Here is an 18,432-nt window from a genome sequence, read left to right on the forward strand (position 1 = left end):
GGGGGAGTAGGGGGAGTAGGGGGAGTAGGGGGAGTAGGGGGAGTAGGGGGAGTAGGGGGAGTAGGGGGAGTAGGGGAAGTAGGGGGAGTAGGGGGAGTAGGGAGAGTAGGGGGAGTAGGGAGAGTAGGGGGAGTAGGGGAGTTAAAAGTCAGAAGTCAGGAGTTAGGAGTCAGAAGTAAAACTGGCTTTTTGTATAGGTTTCAATTTAGATTTTATACCTCATAACTACGCAACTTGCTGTATATCCTATTGTCAAGTTAAGAGCATAACTGAAAAGCTAACCCTAGAGCGCAACGTCTTCCTTCTTCCTTCTTCTTTCTTCTTTCTTCTTCTTCCTGACTCCTAACTCCTAACTCCCCCTACTCCCCCTACTCCCCCTACTCCCCCTACTCCCCCCACTCCCCCCACTCCCCCCACTCCCCCTACTCCCCCCACTCCCCCTACTTCTGACTTCTGAACTCCTCCTCCATAAAATTTTTATATTTCAATCAGGATTTTCTCGATTGAACCATGAACATTATGGGAAATAAATATCAAGTATCAAAGCTATGACTAACAATAAGTTATTTATCCGTAAAAAACCACTGTTATTATTAGCAATGGGGTTTTTTACTGCTTCGCTTTTACCCATTCTCCCATCAAAAGCAGAAAATATTTTTCTCCCCTCTGATGCACCTTTGCAGCTAGATTTACTTACCCAATCAAAGGATAATATCATCACAGCTAAAACTATTGATCCCCAAAAATTAACAGTTCCTAGTTTATGGTGGGCTAAGGAAAACTCGGAAAAACAACTTTTAGATAATTGGATAGTTTACCCGCCCTCGCAAACAGAACCACCCCGGGCAGATTTAATTGTTAATCAGCAAATTTGGGGCTTATTAGACTATTTTGGTAAGTATGTTTTTGTGAATCGTTTAGGTAGCCTAGCTAGTAAATTTGGTTACAATATCCGAATTTTTAACTACCAGAAAGAAGCTTTAGCAACGTACACCTGCAATTTTTCTCAAAGTCCTGCTTCCTGTCGGCTTCAGATGAATCATCGAAGTCAAGTCGGTTTCAGTTTTGCTTTGTCAAATTAGGATTTTTTGATCTTCATAAATAAATCTTCATACTCTTTCATCACTGCTGGAGGGAAAGGCAGTAAAAATTCACTTTTGGCAAAAGTTTCTGAATCAGTTAATAATAAATTCTGTAACTGCTTCTGAATATCCCCATTAACCATAGTCTTGTCAATGGGAGAATTGCTTTTAGTTAGTAGGGCAATTTGTTTAGATGTATTGGGTTGTAAACAAAAATCTAGCCATTGGTATGCTAAACTGTCATTATTAACACCTGTGGGACTTACCCATAAATCAGCCCAAATTGCTGTTCCCGATTTGGGGACAACTGCGGCAAATTTTGGATAACGATTGATGATGGGGATAATATCATCAGACCAACCAACTGCTAACCAAGTGTCCCCAATAATTAGTGGTTCTAGATAGTTTTTAGAATCATAGAATTTGACTTGTTGATTTAATGCTTTTAATTCCGTTTCTAAGGCAGAGATTTGATTGATATTGTCTGTATTATAAGATTTTCCTAATTTCTTCAAAACTAAACCAATGACTTCTCTGGGATGATTTAGTAAAGAAATGCGATTTTGCAATTCACTCCGCCATAAATCACTCCAATCTGTTGGTGTCCAACCCAATTGTTGAAACTTTTCTTGATTATAAATAATTACTGTATTCCCCCACCGATAAGGAACGCCCCAAATTTTACCCTCTTGGTCATGCTTAATTATCTGTTGCCATTTTTGATTGAGGTTAACTAGATTTTTGATATTTGCTGTTGCTAATGGTTGAATTAATTTTTGATCAATTGCTGCTTGTAACCAATAATCTCCCAATGTGATTAAATTGGCAGTTGGTGATTTTTGATTTTGATGGAATGGTAAATAACGAGTCCATTGTTGCTGATTATTAGTCGGTGGTTGTTGCCAAGTTTGTAATAATTTGAATAAATCCTCCAATTGATTAATTGGGGTAAATTTTAATTTCCCCCCTTGAGTTACGGTTTTCCGAAACTGATTAACTACCTGACCGGGGATAGAATTTTTTAATAATTGGACATTTAAGAGTGGTTGCTGGTTTGTTCCGCAGCCGGCGATCGCCTGAGAAAGTGCTAAGGTACTTATACTTAATAAAAAAGATCGTCTGTCCATAGTTCTATATGTATAATTACGGATGATAAGTAGGTGAACGGGAAAAAACCGTAGACGCGGAGCGGCTTCTCATAAGAGTAATATGTAAGGAAAAGTAAAGTTGCCCAACTTATCAATATTATTGATTTACTTCTATACATGGCATTAAAATTTGATGAAAGTCATCAAAAGTTAAATAATTCATAAGTATAACTAAGATTGTCAGTAAAGTGAATAACATAGAGAAAATATTTTTTTGGTGCAGGTATTAAATGGAATCATTAGAAAAACAAATTCTCACGTTAAGCCAGCAGGTTAATGCCATCCATGAAGTGATTGAAAGGCTTGATATGCGCCTATCTCAAGCTTTGTCAGATTCATCTTTACGGCAATTACCAGCCATAGAGCATTATTTGGAAAAAAAGCAGCCGGCAAATGAGTTAAAAGAATGGAAGCATAAGGATATTTTACTTGATAGTATTCCCGAAATGAGTTATCAGGCTATAGATAAACAAATAACACCAGAAATTCAAATTCAACGGCTAACAACTCAGTTAACTGCCGCATATCATCGGATTGCTGCCTTAGAAGAACAGTTACTCAAACAGAGGGTTTATTGATGGGTGCTAAGTTGCTCAAGTTGGGCTTCAATTGCTGCTAATAGTTGATTTTGTTGCCAATTTCGACTTAAAGCAGCAGCAATACAAGCCGCACCGGCACCAATACCTTCTTTCACAAAACCCTGTTCATAAGCTTGAAATTGGGGATATCGGGAATTAGCAAAACTCAATTGTGTGGCTAACAAGGGGGGGATGCTATTTTTATTGAAACTTTGGGCTAAGTCAATTGTTGCGCCTGTGGAATCTTCTGCTACCCAACGGGTTGTACCAATGACAATTTCTGCGGGTTGCCAAGATAGGTCATATCTGTGAGCGATCGCTTGAATTAAAGCATAAACTGCTAACATTTGTGTACCTCCACCTAATAATACCCCACAACTTCGACTGGCAGCGATCGCCATTCCTGCTACTACCACCTGCATAGGATCACCTACCGCCGCCACCAGTTCTAAAGGATCAACTGACGGAGGAATTTTTGCCAATCCAGTCTGCACCAAATCCCATTTTTGCCCATGATTACACACAGGATGGCTACTATTAACTTTGCCAGCAGCATCAATCCCCAAACCAGTTAAAATTGCCAAAGCCGTTGTTGTGCCACCGACAACGCACTCACTAATAATTAAATACCCATCAGAATTTAATTGAGAACTTAATTGAGAACCCCAACGTAATCCTTCAACTAGTAAATGTTTAACAGTATCTACATTCATAGCCGCACCCCCACTTAAACATCTCGCCGGCGCACCACCCAACTCAATTAATGGCACAGGTGGAATATTTAGTAATCCGGCATTAAATAAGTAAACAGGGATATTTAAATTAGCCACCACCGCCCGCGAAATCAGCACAGGAGAAGCCCCCGAAGTCAAAGGTGGCAGAGGGTACTTAGGTTGATATTCAGCGCCGTAATAGAGAAATTCCGCATCAGCACAAGCCGTATATCGGCGATCATCTGGAGTCAAACCAGCGGCAGAAATCCCAGGAATCAAACCAGTTTCTGTAAATCCTAAAACACAGGCAAATATCGGTAATTTACCGCGATAACGATTGAGCCATGCTTCACCCTGGGGAACTTGGGTGTAAATATTAATCATAATCCATCAACACCTGCACCCAATGAGGTGGACGGGGAATGGGATTGCCTAAACGGTCTAAAAGTAACCAAGCCGTAAGATGAACTATAAACAAGTAAATAAAATTATTGAGAAGAATAAGAGCGATCGCTCCCAATTGAATTAATAGTAAATTGGGAGTCATTAACAATTCCAATTTTAAAAAAATCCATTCAATAATTTCCGTCACCTGAGTAATCACATAAACCCACAAATCTTCCCCCGATAGCACCGACAAAAACCACAGGCGAAAAAACACCCCCAGCGTCCCCAACAGCGTCCCTAAAGCAATAGAAACAATCCAGGGTACACGGCGATACCAAGTCGCCCCTAGCAGCACACCCATCAAGGCAAAAGGCATGACAAATAATAAACTCCGAACCGGACCCATCAACACAGACAACAACAACCCAGAAGTCACCGCTGCCATCCAAGCTGCTCGTTTACCCCAACGTAAATAAACCAAAGCAATAGGAATAGGGAAAAATACCCGCAATACTGGACCCAAAGGAAAATAAAAATTAATAAACCAAATTAAACTCGCCGTACTGGCTAAAAAAGCCGTTTCCACCATCCTTAAGGTACTTTCAACCTTCAGAGGTTGGTACTGTAATCGCGCTTGGGAAAGAGATTCAGGAGATGAATCTTGCTCTGGTTCTTCTGGTAGGGAATCAACGATACTCATGCCAAACAACTAAATTAAACTATAGTTTTTTCCAAAGCTGACCAATCTGGAATATGAATTCTATCTTGATCCCTCACAATCAAACCCTTTTTTTCTAGCTTTGTCAGCACTCTTGTCACAGTTTCCCGTGCCAATCCACTTAAACTACTTAACTCTCGGTGTGGTAAATTAGGAAGTTGCGTGCCGGCATTCTCTTGTTTTCCTTGTCCCTCTGCCAAAAATAGCAACGTATCAGCCACCCGTGACTGACTATCTGATTCCCGAAGACGTAATCTTTTGTTAACCTGTCGCAACCTTCTCGCCATTAATTGAGCCAATCTCACGCCGGCTAAAGGTTCTGTTTGCAGCAAATTCACAAAATCCTGAGCAGGTATACTCGCAATCGTCGTCTCTGCTAGAGTAATAACATCAGTAGAACGGGGAACTTCATCTAACGCTGCCATTTCCCCAAATAATTCCCCTCTACCAATAATATTTAGCGTTACTTCTTTCCCCTCTAAATTGTATGTACGGATTTTTACCCATCCATTTATAATAAAGTATACAGAACCTCCCCAGTCATTTTCTAGTAAAATTACTTGGTTAGCTGGATGAGTACGAGTAACAAGATGAGTTAGAACCTTTTCTAAGCCTAGTTCTGGCAAGCCTTGAAAAAATGGCACTGTAATCATAAGAATACCCGGTAAGTGGGAAACTCAGCGGCTTGGCTCCCTGAGAGGGAAACGACACGGGCGGTTTTAACCGCTTTGAATCTTTTTTCATTACCGCCTTGGAGTTAGGAAATTCGGGGTACTTTTGTGATGTACTTTCAACGGGACAATTACCGATTCAAATTCTCTAACTCTGTACGCATAATGTTTTGCTCTCAAGAGCCTCCCATTTCTGGGGTAATGTTAGCTAGATGCCTCCGGCACGCTGGCGCGAACGACCAGTTATAAAAGCTTTTTAGACTTGCAACACTGTTTCAGTGACCTTAAAACTGTTTAATTGCAAGTGACAGAGCAGGGAACTAGTGAAGCAGCGCGGTCTTGGGGGTTTCCCCCATGAGCGACTGCTGAACCCCGAAGGGGCTACGCATTCCGGGGTGTCGTGACTTAAATAACGGCTACCATGAGACTAAGCTCAAGGTGGTCTGGTCAGCACAGCCTGCCTGATTACTCTTGCAAGCTCAGTCCCTTTAGGGCTGGGTTACTGACCCATGTATGGGATGCGTTATTTGTATTATATCGTTCTTCCATCAGGGCATCTTGTTTATTAAAGTTGCTATCATCACAACACTAAAATCGTTATTCTAAACCCAATACTGCTCGGTTAAGCCTAAAAAGTCATTATCTGGTAGATTGTGTTGTGGAACGTTTACGTATCCCTGCGGGACACTGCGTAAACGCGGAGCAATGGAACGTTTACGTATCCCTGACGGGAGGCGTTAGCCATAGTGTGGCGTATCCCTGCGCTGGCCGGAGGCATCAGCCATAACCCAACATTATCAAGGATTTTGTTGGGTTTCGTTCCTCAACCCAACCTACATTTCCTTAACCGACAAGTCTAACAGAGATTGTCTTAAATTGGACTAACTATGTTATGTAAAAAAGTAAAAATATACCCCTAATATAACCTTTTTTCTGAGATTGTTGTCATTGTTGTGGTAAATACTGATTGACAATATTGACTAATATAGAAGTATTATTTGATTTTCGTGTATCCTCAACGAGAGTGCATGACCAACATCACGCAATCTCATTAACTGCATCCTACACTGAGAAACTAGCTAAACCTTAATCGTATCAATACCTTCGCCATTTTTTGTAGGTTGGTTTGAGCGACAGCGCAACAAATACATATCTGTTGGGTTGTGCCTAATCTCTCCGGCACGCTAAAGTAAACAACATGACCTACGAATCAAAGCTTTTTGAAATTTGGCGAAGGTATTCCTTCTACAATTTTTTTCACTGTCTTTATCAGTAAATATGGCTATAAGTAGGTGAACACAATAAAACCAAACTCTATAAAGAAACGTAAAATCGCTGAAAACTTCTTTACTCTTGCCTATTGCCTATTGCCTATAACCTATCACCTATTGCCTATTGCCTATCACCTATTGCCTATCACCTATTGCCTATCACCTATTGCCTATCACCTATTGCCTATTGCCTATTGCCTATTGCCTGTTCCCTGTTCCCTGTTCCCTGTTCCCTTTTTTGTAATTGTCAGTCTCTTACAAATCAACGTACATTTTTAACTAAGGTAATTTAACGTGACTTACCATACTGATGAAATTCACCAACTAATTGCAGATATTGATCACTTACTGTCTCATAGTGCTAAAGGTCTTTCTAAGTTCCTTTCTAACCAAGGACAACAGGAAAAAGAGATTTTACAACGAGTGCGTAGCTTTTTAGTGCAATTGGAGGAAGATGAAGTATCAAAGAATGATGTCCTACCAGAAACTACTCAATCATCTCCCACACCAGGATTTTCATCTCTGTTGACACAATTTAATCAACAGCACCTTCCATCTATTTTAGAGTCTTCTGGACACCCACCAGAGACAAGTAGTGATGAAACCGCGCAAACCAAACAAGAAATAACGGTTTTATTTCAGCCTTTACAAGCAGAATTATCCAGGCTATTGGCAGAAAGAGCAGATTTGATTGAGGAAATTAGACAACTAGAGCAAAAGCGACTACAAAACTCTTCATTAAGCCAGCAGTTACCTAATCAACAGGAGATGATTTCTGATTTTTTAGAAGTCCTCATGGGTCGTTTAGTACCACATTTACAATCAAATTCTGGGTTAATAATTAACGCTAATGTCCAGAACCTAGACGCAATTACTTCTGGTATTCAACCGATTTTAGAATCAGCAGAACGGATAGAACAGTTAGCAAATTTAGCTCGGAATTTAGATCAACGTTTACTGTCTTTAGATGGAACTGTCAATAGTGTTTTTGAAGCACTAGAACGTAATATTAACGCCTATTATCATTCCTTGTCTCAGGCATTAGCTAAAATGCACGATCAGGGGATACAGGGTGAACAATTAATGGCAAATTTCCTCAATAATTTGACTCAATATTTACAACAGCAAGTTTTGATTAATGAGTCTTCTATCTCTCCTTTAAATCCTCAAATAGTATCGGCATCACCATCATTAGCTGAATCTTCGGTTGTTGAGAAATCAAAAACTTCAGAAGATATATCTATAGAAAATCTTGTGGCAACATCACCATCATTAGCTGAATCTTCGGTTATTGAAGAATCAAAAACCTCAGAAGATATATCTATAGAAAATCTTGTGGCAACATCACCATCATTAGCTGAATCTTCGGTTATTGAAGAATCAAAAACCTCAGAAGATATATCTATAGAAAATTCTGAGGCGGAAATATTGCCAATTAATATGGCTACAGAATTGTTACAGAATCAATCACAATCTGCTAAAGATTTACAGTTAACAAATACTGATGAAGTAGATGAACTTTATGCAAGTTTCTTTAATACTGAAATTTCCTCATCGTTAAATTTCTCCTTTTCTCCTGATCTGAAATTTAGGGAAAATGAAAGTTTACCCATTGCGGCTGAAGAGGTCAGTAATAATTTATCAGCACTGGAAATTAACAGTTCAACATTTTCTAGTATAGCTGACACTGCTATGTTAGCAGAACCAAAAGACGATGATGAGAATCACGAGCCACAAACAATAATTGCTCCTGCGCCCACAGAAATTAAAGTCCCATTTTTGCCAGAAGAAAAAGAAGTAGTAGGACAACTTCAAAAAGAACCAAATCCTGTTGATACAATTACAGTTTTAACTGATTTATTAGTGGATACTAGTAATGAAATATTACCGTCAGAAGTTATCAATCAATTAGATAATGCAGACACAGAAACAGAAAATCAGCAGTTAGTATTGAATAACTTTGTTGCTGCTTCTGCTAGGGAAAATTTGCTGTCTGTATTAGATAATGATGTTTCGGAAATACCAGAAATTGTTTTAGATGCCAAGCAGTTGCAACAATTAGATCAAGATTTAGCTAATTTTGATCAACCATTAAATTATGCTGGAGAATCTATAACTAAGTTAGATTCTACCAGTCAAGTTGATAGTGTAAATATAGTTTCGGGTCAGGAAGTAGATTTAAGTTTAACAACTCAGACAGATGTAGAGGCTGAACCAGAAGATGTTAAGCAATCTCCACTCACTGAGGAGCAATCTCCAACTACCAATAATCAAACATCAATTTACCATGAAGAAGAGAATAATCTGATTTCTAATGATACTTTGGATGCCAGTTGGTATTTAGGAATTGATATTGGGACGACGGGAATTTCTGCGGCTTTATTAAATCGCTCTCAATTGATAGTTTATCCAATTTATTGGTCAGCCGAAAGTCAAGTTGATGGTTCTAGTTTTCAGCAATCATTCCGGTTACCCGCAGAAGTTTATTTACCTACTAATTCAGGTTCTCATCAGGGGAAAAGTGGAGAATCAGATTTTTCCCCTCATCTTTATTCAGCACAGTTAAAGCCTTATTTGCAAATAGCAGTTCCCTATCAGCAAGAACGGCAAAAATGGGAGCCGATGTTGCAATTGAACGAGTTTTCCGCAGGTCCGTTAATTTGGGTAGTGCGATCGCTTTCTAAGTTATTATCAACTCTCAGGTCTATTCAAACCAGTACCACACCGGCTTTAATTGCTAATGCTGTGGGCATGAATACAGCGACTTTTTCAGGAGTAATTAAGAATATCGCGGGTGTTATCTGTACTTGTCCTTCCAGTTGGAATGAACAATATCGTTTTAATGTGCGGGAAGCGATTGTCACCAGTGAACTTGTTTCTCATCCCCAACAAATCTTGTTTGTCGAGGAAGCGATCGCCAGTTTGCTGCCAGAATTAGACAGTGCTAATGGTCAATCTATCCAAATTAGCGAAAATCAAGGTTTACGCCCTTTAAAAACCAGTGATTATCCCCTATTAGGTAACACTTTAGCCATTAATATTGGCGCAACGCAAGTAGAAATGACCTTGGTAGATATACCAGCAAATCTGGAAAAACTGACATACAAAGACTTCATGCTGCACAATTTTGCCTACTCTGGCAAAGGCATTGAACAGGACATTATTTGTCAATTACTACTACCACCAAAATCCCGCCAACCCCGTCAACCCGGGCAATCTCATCATGAACCAACCAACACAAATCCTTGGCATTGGCAACCCTCGATTCCAGGTTTAGACCAAATGCAATTTTCTAACTTGGGTTTAGAAGCCTTATCATTACCCAAAGTTGGTGAACCAGACACAGAAGCGCGAATTCGTCTCCAACAACGCCTAGAAAGTTCCCTCCTGGGACAAGCTTTATTAGATGCAGCCTTAGCGTTGAAATTGATTTTACAGCACCAAGAAACCTTTACCCTAGAATTTGCCGACCAATGTTGGGTATTACAGCGCCGAGACTTGGAAAGTCAAGTCTTTGTTCCCTTTGTCCGTCGTCTCAATCGAGAACTTAACAAATTATTAGTAGCTCGTGGTATTCCCACCGAAGCCATTAATCAAGCCGTCCTCAGTGGTGGTGTAGCTTCCGTTGGCACAATTAACCGTTGGTTACGGCAAAAACTGCCTAATGCCAAAATTATTCAAGACTTATACCTGGGTGAAAATGGCACTCCCAATTGTAGTCGCGTGGCATTAGGTTTAACTATGTTACCTTTGCATCCCCAAGTTTTAGACATACCCAAACAACAATACACAGATTATTTCCTGTTTTCTGAACTGCTAAAACTACTACCCAATCGTTCTTTATCCTTTGGTGAAGTCTTACACTTATTTGAAAGTCGTGGTATTAATACCCGCATCTGTCAACAGCGATTATTAGCTTTCTTAGAAGGTGAACTACCACCGGGCTTAATTCCTGGGACTTCAGATCACCTTTGGCTTACCCATCACTCTCAGGAAAACCTCGATTATAAAGCGATTGAGTCCCTGAAAACAGGCATAAACTCTCCACCACTATTTGAAAAACAAGGCAATCTTTCCTATCGTCCCAATCTTCAACAAGTCCAGTTATTACTGCGTTATTTAGATGCCATCAAATCCAGTACCGTACAATCACTGGAAGAACCATATAGTTACCTACTTTAATCACCGAATTTAATTAGAGAACTTCACAAAAAAGATAATCCAATCTTGTGGGATGGGCATCTTGCCCGTCCTGGCAACGCATTTGTTGAGTTATGGCTAACGCCACACTAACGCGAATAACCCTGGCAAAGCAACAGGCTATTTTGATCAAATTTGGAAAATATCCATGATAAAATTAAAGAACTGTTTAATAATTAGTGAAACAAAGGAGAATACCATGAACACCTCCATAGAACTTCCTAGCGGTAAAATCCTCAACATCACCCGATTTATTGCCCTAATTCCCAATAACAATAATATTGATAGTGATTATCAACTCATTTTAGAAGGATATCCTCATCCCATCAATTTAGAATCATCAGATGCTCAAAATCTGAAAATAATTTTGCAATCAAAACTAGATCAAAATACCCCAGTTAGCACCCATAAATCAACATGGAATCAACAAGAACAACTTCAAAAAAATCAAAAGGCAATGGCAATTTTAGCACAACAAATACAGGAATATCAAAATATTTCTGATGAAGAATCTAGGGAAAGAGAAGAAATCTTTGAAAACCTCAAAAAAAGAATGGATGCTGAAAGACCACAAGGACAAAAATTATATTCAGAAGTATGATAGTATTTATTGACTCTAGTGTATTGGGAATTATTGCCAATCCTAATAAAATCGGTGAACCAAATAAATGTAGAGAATGGCTTTACAAATTGCTTTCACAAGGTGTGTATATCTGCTCCTCTGAAATTTGTGATTTTGAGATTAGAAGAAATCTAATTCTAGAATATCAGAAAAAACCTCACTTAAATAGTATTCAGAATTTAGATAAACTCCAAGAAATAATCTCGTTTTTACCTATAGACTGGGAATTATTAAAAGAAGCATCTACACTTTGGGCTTCTGCTCGTAGTCAAGGAATACCAACAGCAGATAATAAAAGTTTGGATATTGATATTATTATCTGTAGTCATTGGCCCACCAGAAAACTTTTGAATTTCGTCAAATTGATATGGAATTACTAATTTTCCATTCTGATTGATAAATCCCCATTTGCCATTGAGTTTGATAGCTGCCAAACCTTCTGAAAAAGAACTTGATAGCATATCATCCTCATCACGATACTTGTCTGTGAGTTTTTTATCTAGAAATCCTGGCAAGATATTCTCGGACAAATCAGTTGAAGATTTATTGTGATCATCACGCTTGCTATCATTTGACTCATCAGCAATATTATTCTGTAAGGTAATACTTGTGTTCCCTTTAAGGTTGACAAAGCCCCATTTGTTTTTGACTATTACAGGTGCAAATCCTTCAGAAAATTTTCCTACTTTATCAAACTGAGGTTCAATAACCAACTGTGCAGCCTGGTTGACATATCCATATCCCTTACCGCTAAAATTGATGGGGTATAAGTTTTCAGTCTTGGTTTCATATCCCTTTTGCAACATACTCATGGGATATGATTTTTCAGTTTTAGATATTTGGACTATATGAAAAGCGATCGCACCTACCAATGCCAGCAATAATAAAATCAGCAGCCAAGACCTTTTCTGAAACACCATTAGTATATGTTCTCCTCAGCATTGGTAGATGTAACAACCAAATTTATCTACTATCCAGTAATATACAATACATTACTCAAACAAACATCCTGTAAATCCTGATTCTGACAATTATTAAAAAAAATAAACGCACCTTGCCAAAAAAGCCAAAGTGCGATATGTATTTAGTCCGCAAAGGCGGACTTTGATTGTGTAGCCGCGTTCGCGAAGCGTGCCGGAGGCATCTTTCTAATCGCCAAAAATTAGATATTAAACATCAATCTCACTCAATTCACGAGTGATATGATCAAAAGGCTCATCCACAAAAGCAGTATTAGCAATACCAGCAGCCGCTACTTGTTCCTTAACAATACCCTTCATTATCTGGATACCCTGAACAGTTGAACCAATGGGTACACCCAAGGAATTGTAAGTTTCTCTGAGTCCTTGTAATACACGCTCATCCAGAACATTCATATTACCAGCCACTAGCGCATAGGTAGCATAGCGCAGGTAATAGTCCATGTCTCGCAAACAAGCGGCAAAGCGACGGGTTGTATAAGCATTGCCACCAGGACGAATCAATTCTGGTAGTTCTTCAAATAACTTTGCCCCAGCTTGTCTCACAATTGCGGCTGCATTGGAATTAATCGCGGCTGCGGCTTGGACTCTAGCTGTTCCACTATCAAAGTAGGATTTGAGAGTATCAATGGCATTCCGGTCAAAATAACGTCCGGTTACGTCATAATTCTTAATTAAAGTTGTAACGGCATCACGCATTCTTTTTTCTCCCAATCATTAGCTATCTATGATTTGATATTAATTTGGTTGCCATGAAGCACCAACAAGATTCTGTGCCAATTCACATAAAATAGACACTGGCACAAAAACTATCCATCTGCTATCTAAGGATTTTATGCCAAAGTTGACCCCTGATCATGAATTTTCTAGTTTTGTACAGATTAAGAAAGAAAGGTTAACATAACCTGTAATCCAGGCAATCTGTAACAAACACGACAAAATCAGGTCAAGTTAACTATTTACGATATTCCAGGTAGTGTATGACAACTTGGGTTAGCGTAACAAGGTGAGGATGCTTGGGCAGACTCTGGGTTTATATTAGGTAATTGGCTACATCAGGAGTAAAGTAAAAATGACAACCCCAAAAGAAATCTTGAAGAAGATTCAAGACGAAAAAATTCAGATGATTGATCTGAAATTCATTGATACACTGGGAACTTGGCAACATTTGACCATGTACCAAGACCAGATTGATGAAAGTTCATTCTCTGATGGTGTTCCCTTCGACGGTTCTAGTATTCGGGGTTGGAAAGGTATCGAAGAATCTGACATGACCATGGTGCTTGATCCTAACACCGCTTGGATTGACCCATTCATGAAAGAGCCAACTCTCAGTATCATTTGTAGTATTAAAGAACCACGTACTGGCCAATGGTACAACCGTTGTCCTCGCGTTATTGCCCAAAAAGCGATAGATTATCTAGCTTCCACCGGACTTGGTGACACAGCTTTCTTTGGTCCTGAAGCTGAATTTTTCATTTTTGATGATGTCCGCTACGACCAAACCACCAACTCCGGTTACTACTACGTTGATTCTGTAGAAGGTCGTTGGAACACTGGTAGAGAAGAAGGACCTAACCTGGGTTACAAAACCCGCGTCAAAGAAGGTTATTTCCCAGTTCCTCCCACTGACAGCTTTCAAGATATGCGGACAGAAATGCTGCTAACCATGAAAGATTGTGGCGTACCCATTGAAAAGCAACACCATGAAGTTGCAACAGGTGGTCAGTGCGAACTTGGGTTCAAATTTGGTAAGTTAATTGAAGCTGCTGATTGGTTGATGACTTACAAGTATGTCATCAAGAATGTTGCCAGAAAATATGGCAAAACCGTCACCTTTATGCCCAAACCCATTTTTGGTGATAATGGTTCTGGTATGCACTGTCACCAATCCATTTGGAAAAATGGTCAACCTCTATTTGCGGGTGACAAGTACGCTGGTATGAGTGAAATGGGACTTTACTACATTGGTGGTATTCTCAAACACGCTCCAGCATTGTTGGCAATCACCAACCCCACCACCAACTCCTACAAACGCCTTGTACCTGGTTATGAAGCACCTGTAAACTTGGCTTATTCCCAAGGTAATCGTTCTGCTTCTGTGCGGATTCCTCTTTCTGGAGACAACCCCAAAGCCAAGCGTTTAGAATTCCGTTGTCCAGACGCTACTTCTAACCCTTACTTGGCTTTTGCGGCTATGCTTTGTGCTGGGATTGATGGTATCAAAAACAAAATTCATCCTGGTGAACCCTTAGATAAAAATATCTATGAACTTTCACCAGAAGAATTATCTAAGATTCCTTCTACTCCTGGTTCTTTAGAATTGGCTTTGGAAGCTTTGGAAAATGACCACGCTTTCTTAACTGAAACTGGCGTTTTCTCTGAAGACTTTATCCAAAATTGGATTGACTACAAGGTTGCTAACGAAGTTAAGCAAATGCAATTGCGTCCACATCCTTATGAATTCTTCTTGTATTACGATTGCTAATTACAACAATTACTAACGTACAACTAGTGAATTTTTTAGCCACCCTCTGGGGTGGCTTTCTTTTTCACTTAACTCATAGTCGCTTGGCTACGTCCATAAAGCGTCTGAGTAGCTGCATCCATTTTACCTTGAATGGGATTCCAGTAGTGAGATATTCCTTCATGCAAATTAAGTTCCTGTGCAGCCCGCATCAACATGGATTGTTGACGATTCTTAGCTTGCTGATGTTGACGTACAATTGATTGACGGGCTTTTTCTTGAATAGACATGACACTACCTCCCTGTATTTATTTACTAAGGAATAATTTACTATTCCCTGCAATCTGATGATAACACAAAAATCTGTAGCGTAAACTACAGAATCTTAAATGAATAGGATTGATATGATTATATCTCCTCTATCCTGCTTGCATTTTCGATGAGAGCATAAAATTCTGTAGCGTAAACTACAAAATGATATTTTTGTTATAAAACTTCATGAAATTGGTCAGTTGTCAGTTGTTAGTTGTCGCAAAAGAATATTTCTCTCCCCTACTCCCCCTACTCCCCCTACTCCCCCTACTCCCCCTACTCCCCTACCCCTCCTACTCCCCCTACTCCCCCTACTCCCCCTACTCCCCCTACTCCCCCTACTCCCCCTACTCCCCTACTCCCCCACTATGGATAAATCAAAATCTTATAAGTTTCCGCCGTGGGGGCGATCGCTTGGTCTACGGCTTGTGGTAAATTTTGGAGGGGATAGCGATCGCTAATTAAAGCTTTGACATCAATGCGGCGATTAAATACTATGTCCGCAGATAGACTTTGCAGACGGTAGGATGAGCTATAACTACCCATTAAGTCTATTTCCCGACGGTAGAGAGTATTGGGGTTAATGGGGATGGTTAACTCGTCAGGGAATTCTGCAAAGAAGAGAATTTTTCCACCTTTGCGAGTACAGTCTAAAGCTTGAAAAAACGCTTTATCACTGGGAACAGCTAACAAGGTGACATCAACACCCATTCCTCCAGTTAAAGCTTGAATTTTGGTAGGTAAATCAGGGTCACGGGCATCAAAAGCCGCTTCTGCACCTACTTCCAGAGCCTTTTCAATTCTAGATGGTAAGAGGTCAGTAGCGATCGCTTTCGCTCCAAAATACTTCACCAACATCATAAACATTAACCCAATGGGACCTGCACCAGTTACTAATACAGTTTGTCCAGGTGCAATTTCAGCTTTTTTCACCGCTTTTAAACAGCAATTAGTGGGTTCAACAAAACTCGCCTCTTCAAAACTGATATCATCAGGGATGGGAATTAAGCCACCATTTTCGACAATGTGGGCTGGAACTTTCACATACTCCGCAAAACCGCCACCACTGGCGTTAAAACCTGCGGTAGTCGAGATATTTTTATAAACATCGCACATGGAAAAATTATCATTTAAGCAATAGGCGCAACGCATACATGGTATATGGTGCATCACCGCTACCCGTTGTCCTACTTGCCACCCTTTTACCTGTGAACCAACAGCCGCAATAGTTCCAGCGGTTTCATGTCCAAATATGCGGGGCGGTTCATACAAAGGATAACGAATCTTTTTAATATCTGACTGACACAAACCCACAACCCTCACCTGTACTAGCACTTCATCTGCGTCTAGGGTAGGAACTGGGACTTCTTCGTAGGATAATTGATTTACGCCTCTAAATACTTGTGCTTTCACGTTGGTTTTCCACTATTCAACGTTACTAGATTTAACATTTTGTGGGTGAGGTTAAGTTATGGAGTTTTATCTTTCTGTCTTTTAGCTTTTTCTAATTGTGTTTCTAAGCTTTGTTCAAAAATTTGGAATGCTTCAACATCTGCTGATGAAAGATATCCCCCGATTTCGCCATTTTCAAGTCTGAGAATCTCATCACGATTGTCTTTAGCAGTAATTGTTAAAATTTCCCCTTTTTGCCAGAGGCGATATCGCGTACCCTCATAGTATCGCCCACCCTCTGGTGCTACTATACCTAGTATATTTAACACTTTTTTGGCAGTTTGCACAATCTCGCCGGAATAAAATTGGCAGCGAATAGTATGAGTAAATTTTGGTACTCTATTCTTTCTATTTAAATTAGTTGTTTCTAACTTGTCAATAATCTCAGGAACACTTTTTGGATCTTTAAGCTCATTAGACTGCTCCCAAATGATTTTAATCATTGTTCCTGGATTTTGCTCATCAAGGTACACCAAAAAATCATCTGCGTGCCAAGCTTCAATACCCCAAGGAGTTAAAGCTTGTGTAGGAAAACCATCCATGTCAACAGTAACAATAACTTTGGCCTTAGCAACTATAGCAGCAGCAATAACATGATGATCCCTTGGATTGTTGGTCATTGCTGCTATTAACTGTGAAGGTACTTCCACCATCGCATCAGGAAAGTTTGTCTTGATTTGTTCTTGAAAGTATGCTGCTTGAGCATCAGTTATTCTTCCATTTTTTATTAGGTTGCGAGTAGCACCATCCAGAATTTCTTGTGAAAGATGAAGTTCGTATAATTCTGCCTCAGCAGCACGCATCAAAGTATCACACAAAGGCATAGGGTAGATGACACAGGAATCTAAAATTACAGAGAGTACCATTTTACTGATCTAATTCGCTACTCTCATCATCATAGAACCCTTCAGCTTCCAAAAACTGAGTAAATTGCTTAATTCCTTCCCTACGCTTAGTATCTCGTTCTTCCTTATATTTCATCAAATCATCAAAACGGACACGGCGATGTGTTCCTACCCTAATACAAGGAATTTCACCTTGATCTAATAACTTAATCAGGTAAGGACGGGAAACTTTAAGAAGGTCTGCTGCTTCTTGTGTTGTCAATTTTTGCTCTTGGGGGACTATAGAAATGGCCTTACCTAAAGCCATTGCATGAACAGCTTGAAGTAATATCTTATACACTGAGTCGGGAATAATAATTTCTTGACCGTCTGCTGCTACTAATTTTGGTTGAGAAGGTTGAGCTTTGAGTAAATTTTCCAGGTGTTTGATTGATAACTGTTCCTCTACTACATGAAAATGAGACTTAATTGCCTCTACAGGCTGGTTTTGGACAGGCATGATATTCTTCATAAGACCTCGCGGTAAGTGGGAAACTCAGCCACTTTAGTGCTGAGAGGAAAGCGATTCGTGCGGTTTTAACCGCTTTGAATCTTTTTTCATTACCGCCTTGGAGTTGGGAAATTCGGGGTACTTTTGTGATGTACTTTCAACGGGACAATTACCGATTCAAATTTCTCAACTCTGTACGCATAATGTTTTGCTCCAAAGAGCCTCCCATTTCTGGGGTGATGTTAGCTTCGACCAGTTATAAGAGCTTGTTAGGCTTGTAACACTGTTCCAGTGACCTTAGAACTGTTTAATCACAAGCGACAGGGCAGGGAACTAGCTTCGCATTCCGGGGTGTCGTGACTCAAATAACGGCTACCCTTCGACTATGCTCAGGGTGGTCTGGTCAGTACAGCTTGTTTGATTTCTCTTGCAGGCTCAGTCCCTTTAGGGCTGGGTTACTGACAATGGTTAGATTTGTGATATATTATCGTATTTA

16 protein-coding genes are annotated in these 18,432 nt (G+C 39.8%); 6 read left to right on the forward strand and 10 right to left on the reverse strand.

The genetic code is table 11. The annotated features are described in order from the left end of the window. Positions 1-225: hypothetical protein (locus HEQ36_RS06205; protein ID WP_290707046.1), on the forward strand; the 225-nt coding region annotated here is incomplete at its 5' end. Positions 226-548: 323 nt separating this feature from the next. Continuing rightward, positions 549-1,082, forward strand: a complete 534-nt coding sequence (locus tag HEQ36_RS06210; RefSeq protein WP_233455540.1) for a hypothetical protein — start codon at positions 549-551, stop codon at positions 1,080-1,082. Here the strand turns inward: HEQ36_RS06210 and HEQ36_RS06215 are convergent. Continuing rightward, the gene (locus tag HEQ36_RS06215) at positions 1,079-2,209 is read right to left on the reverse strand and encodes an extracellular solute-binding protein (protein WP_168636642.1); all 1,131 of its coding nucleotides are present in this window, start codon (positions 2,207-2,209) and stop codon (positions 1,079-1,081) included. The genes HEQ36_RS06210 and HEQ36_RS06215 overlap by 4 nt on opposite strands. A 251-nt stretch (positions 2,210-2,460) precedes the next feature. Between HEQ36_RS06215 and HEQ36_RS06220 the strand changes: the two genes are divergently transcribed. Then, on the forward strand, positions 2,461-2,808 hold the full coding sequence (locus HEQ36_RS06220; protein ID WP_053540310.1) for a hypothetical protein: 348 nt from the start codon (positions 2,461-2,463) through the stop codon (positions 2,806-2,808). On the opposite strand, the gene cobT is transcribed toward HEQ36_RS06220, so the two are convergent. Genes cobT through HEQ36_RS06235 form a run of 3 tightly spaced genes read right to left on the reverse strand, consistent with a single transcriptional unit; the run spans position 2,802 to position 5,279 of the window. Beyond that, on the reverse strand, positions 2,802-3,905 hold the full coding sequence (gene cobT, locus HEQ36_RS06225) for a nicotinate mononucleotide-dependent phosphoribosyltransferase CobT (protein WP_168636641.1): 1,104 nt from the start codon (positions 3,903-3,905) through the stop codon (positions 2,802-2,804). The genes HEQ36_RS06220 and cobT overlap by 7 nt on opposite strands. Next, the gene (locus HEQ36_RS06230; protein ID WP_168636640.1) at positions 3,898-4,608 is read right to left on the reverse strand and encodes a DUF2232 domain-containing protein; all 711 of its coding nucleotides are present in this window, start codon (positions 4,606-4,608) and stop codon (positions 3,898-3,900) included. Before HEQ36_RS06230 ends, cobT begins: the two co-directional genes overlap by 8 nt. A gap of 14 nt (positions 4,609-4,622) precedes the next feature. After that, positions 4,623-5,279, reverse strand: a complete 657-nt coding sequence (locus tag HEQ36_RS06235; RefSeq protein ID WP_168636639.1) for a Crp/Fnr family transcriptional regulator — start codon at positions 5,277-5,279, stop codon at positions 4,623-4,625. 1,583 nt (positions 5,280-6,862) lie between these two features. Here HEQ36_RS06235 and HEQ36_RS06240 point away from each other — a divergent pair. Then, positions 6,863-10,750, forward strand: a complete 3,888-nt coding sequence (locus HEQ36_RS06240; RefSeq protein WP_168636638.1) for a hypothetical protein — start codon at positions 6,863-6,865, stop codon at positions 10,748-10,750. 217 nt (positions 10,751-10,967) lie between these two features. Next, positions 10,968-11,369: a hypothetical protein gene (locus HEQ36_RS06245; protein ID WP_053540314.1), complete on the forward strand. Its 402-nt coding sequence runs from the start codon at positions 10,968-10,970 to the stop codon at positions 11,367-11,369. A gap of 251 nt (positions 11,370-11,620) precedes the next feature. On the opposite strand, the gene HEQ36_RS06250 is transcribed toward HEQ36_RS06245, so the two are convergent. Both HEQ36_RS06250 and apcB read right to left on the reverse strand, forming a co-directional pair. After that, complete coding sequence (locus HEQ36_RS06250) at positions 11,621-12,202, reverse strand: WG repeat-containing protein (protein ID WP_168636637.1); 582 nt, start codon at positions 12,200-12,202, stop codon at positions 11,621-11,623. A 357-nt stretch (positions 12,203-12,559) separates the two neighbouring features. Further along, positions 12,560-13,069, reverse strand: coding sequence for an allophycocyanin subunit beta (gene apcB / locus HEQ36_RS06255; protein WP_168636636.1), 510 nt, complete (start codon positions 13,067-13,069; stop codon positions 12,560-12,562). 373 nt (positions 13,070-13,442) lie between these two features. Between apcB and glnA the strand changes: the two genes are divergently transcribed. After that, a complete protein-coding gene (gene glnA, locus HEQ36_RS06260; protein WP_015080355.1) occupies positions 13,443-14,858 on the forward strand; it encodes a type I glutamate--ammonia ligase in 1,416 nt (471 codons plus the stop codon). A gap of 68 nt (positions 14,859-14,926) precedes the next feature. On the opposite strand, the gene HEQ36_RS06265 is transcribed toward glnA, so the two are convergent. From HEQ36_RS06265 to HEQ36_RS06280, 4 genes are all read right to left on the reverse strand, one after another. Continuing rightward, positions 14,927-15,127, reverse strand: a complete 201-nt coding sequence (locus HEQ36_RS06265) for a hypothetical protein (RefSeq protein ID WP_053540318.1) — start codon at positions 15,125-15,127, stop codon at positions 14,927-14,929. 388 nt (positions 15,128-15,515) lie between these two features. Beyond that, on the reverse strand, positions 15,516-16,562 hold the full coding sequence (locus HEQ36_RS06270) for a zinc-dependent dehydrogenase (protein WP_168636635.1): 1,047 nt from the start codon (positions 16,560-16,562) through the stop codon (positions 15,516-15,518). Positions 16,563-16,618: 56 nt separating this feature from the next. Continuing rightward, entirely contained in the window at positions 16,619-17,467 is an 849-nt protein-coding gene (locus HEQ36_RS06275) for a PIN domain-containing protein (RefSeq protein ID WP_168636634.1), read from the reverse strand. 1 nt (position 17,468) lies between these two features. Then, entirely contained in the window at positions 17,469-17,957 is a 489-nt protein-coding gene (locus HEQ36_RS06280) for a helix-turn-helix domain-containing protein (protein ID WP_168636633.1), read from the reverse strand. Positions 17,958-18,432 lie beyond the last annotated feature (475 nt).

The organism is Anabaena sp. 54 (assembly GCF_017355725.1).
Taxonomy (GTDB): Bacteria; Cyanobacteriota; Cyanobacteriia; order Cyanobacteriales; family Nostocaceae; genus Dolichospermum; species Dolichospermum heterosporum.

Coding starts and splice junctions, on each gene's coding strand:
- HEQ36_RS06210 (WP_233455540.1), top strand. CDS start 549: ATGACTAACAATAAGTTATTTATCCGTAAAAAACCACTGTTATTATTA.
- HEQ36_RS06215 (WP_168636642.1), bottom strand. CDS start 2,209: ATGGACAGACGATCTTTTTTATTAAGTATAAGTACCTTAGCACTTTCT.
- HEQ36_RS06220 (WP_053540310.1), top strand. CDS start 2,461: ATGGAATCATTAGAAAAACAAATTCTCACGTTAAGCCAGCAGGTTAAT.
- cobT (WP_168636641.1), bottom strand. CDS start 3,905: ATGATTAATATTTACACCCAAGTTCCCCAGGGTGAAGCATGGCTCAAT.
- HEQ36_RS06230 (WP_168636640.1), bottom strand. CDS start 4,608: ATGAGTATCGTTGATTCCCTACCAGAAGAACCAGAGCAAGATTCATCT.
- HEQ36_RS06235 (WP_168636639.1), bottom strand. CDS start 5,279: ATGATTACAGTGCCATTTTTTCAAGGCTTGCCAGAACTAGGCTTAGAA.
- HEQ36_RS06245 (WP_053540314.1), top strand. CDS start 10,968: ATGAACACCTCCATAGAACTTCCTAGCGGTAAAATCCTCAACATCACC.
- HEQ36_RS06250 (WP_168636637.1), bottom strand. CDS start 12,202: ATGAGTATGTTGCAAAAGGGATATGAAACCAAGACTGAAAACTTATAC.
- apcB (WP_168636636.1), bottom strand. CDS start 13,069: ATGCGTGATGCCGTTACAACTTTAATTAAGAATTATGACGTAACCGGA.
- glnA (WP_015080355.1), top strand. CDS start 13,443: ATGACAACCCCAAAAGAAATCTTGAAGAAGATTCAAGACGAAAAAATT.
- HEQ36_RS06265 (WP_053540318.1), bottom strand. CDS start 15,127: ATGTCTATTCAAGAAAAAGCCCGTCAATCAATTGTACGTCAACATCAG.
- HEQ36_RS06275 (WP_168636634.1), bottom strand. CDS start 17,467: ATGGTACTCTCTGTAATTTTAGATTCCTGTGTCATCTACCCTATGCCT.
- HEQ36_RS06280 (WP_168636633.1), bottom strand. CDS start 17,957: ATGAAGAATATCATGCCTGTCCAAAACCAGCCTGTAGAGGCAATTAAG.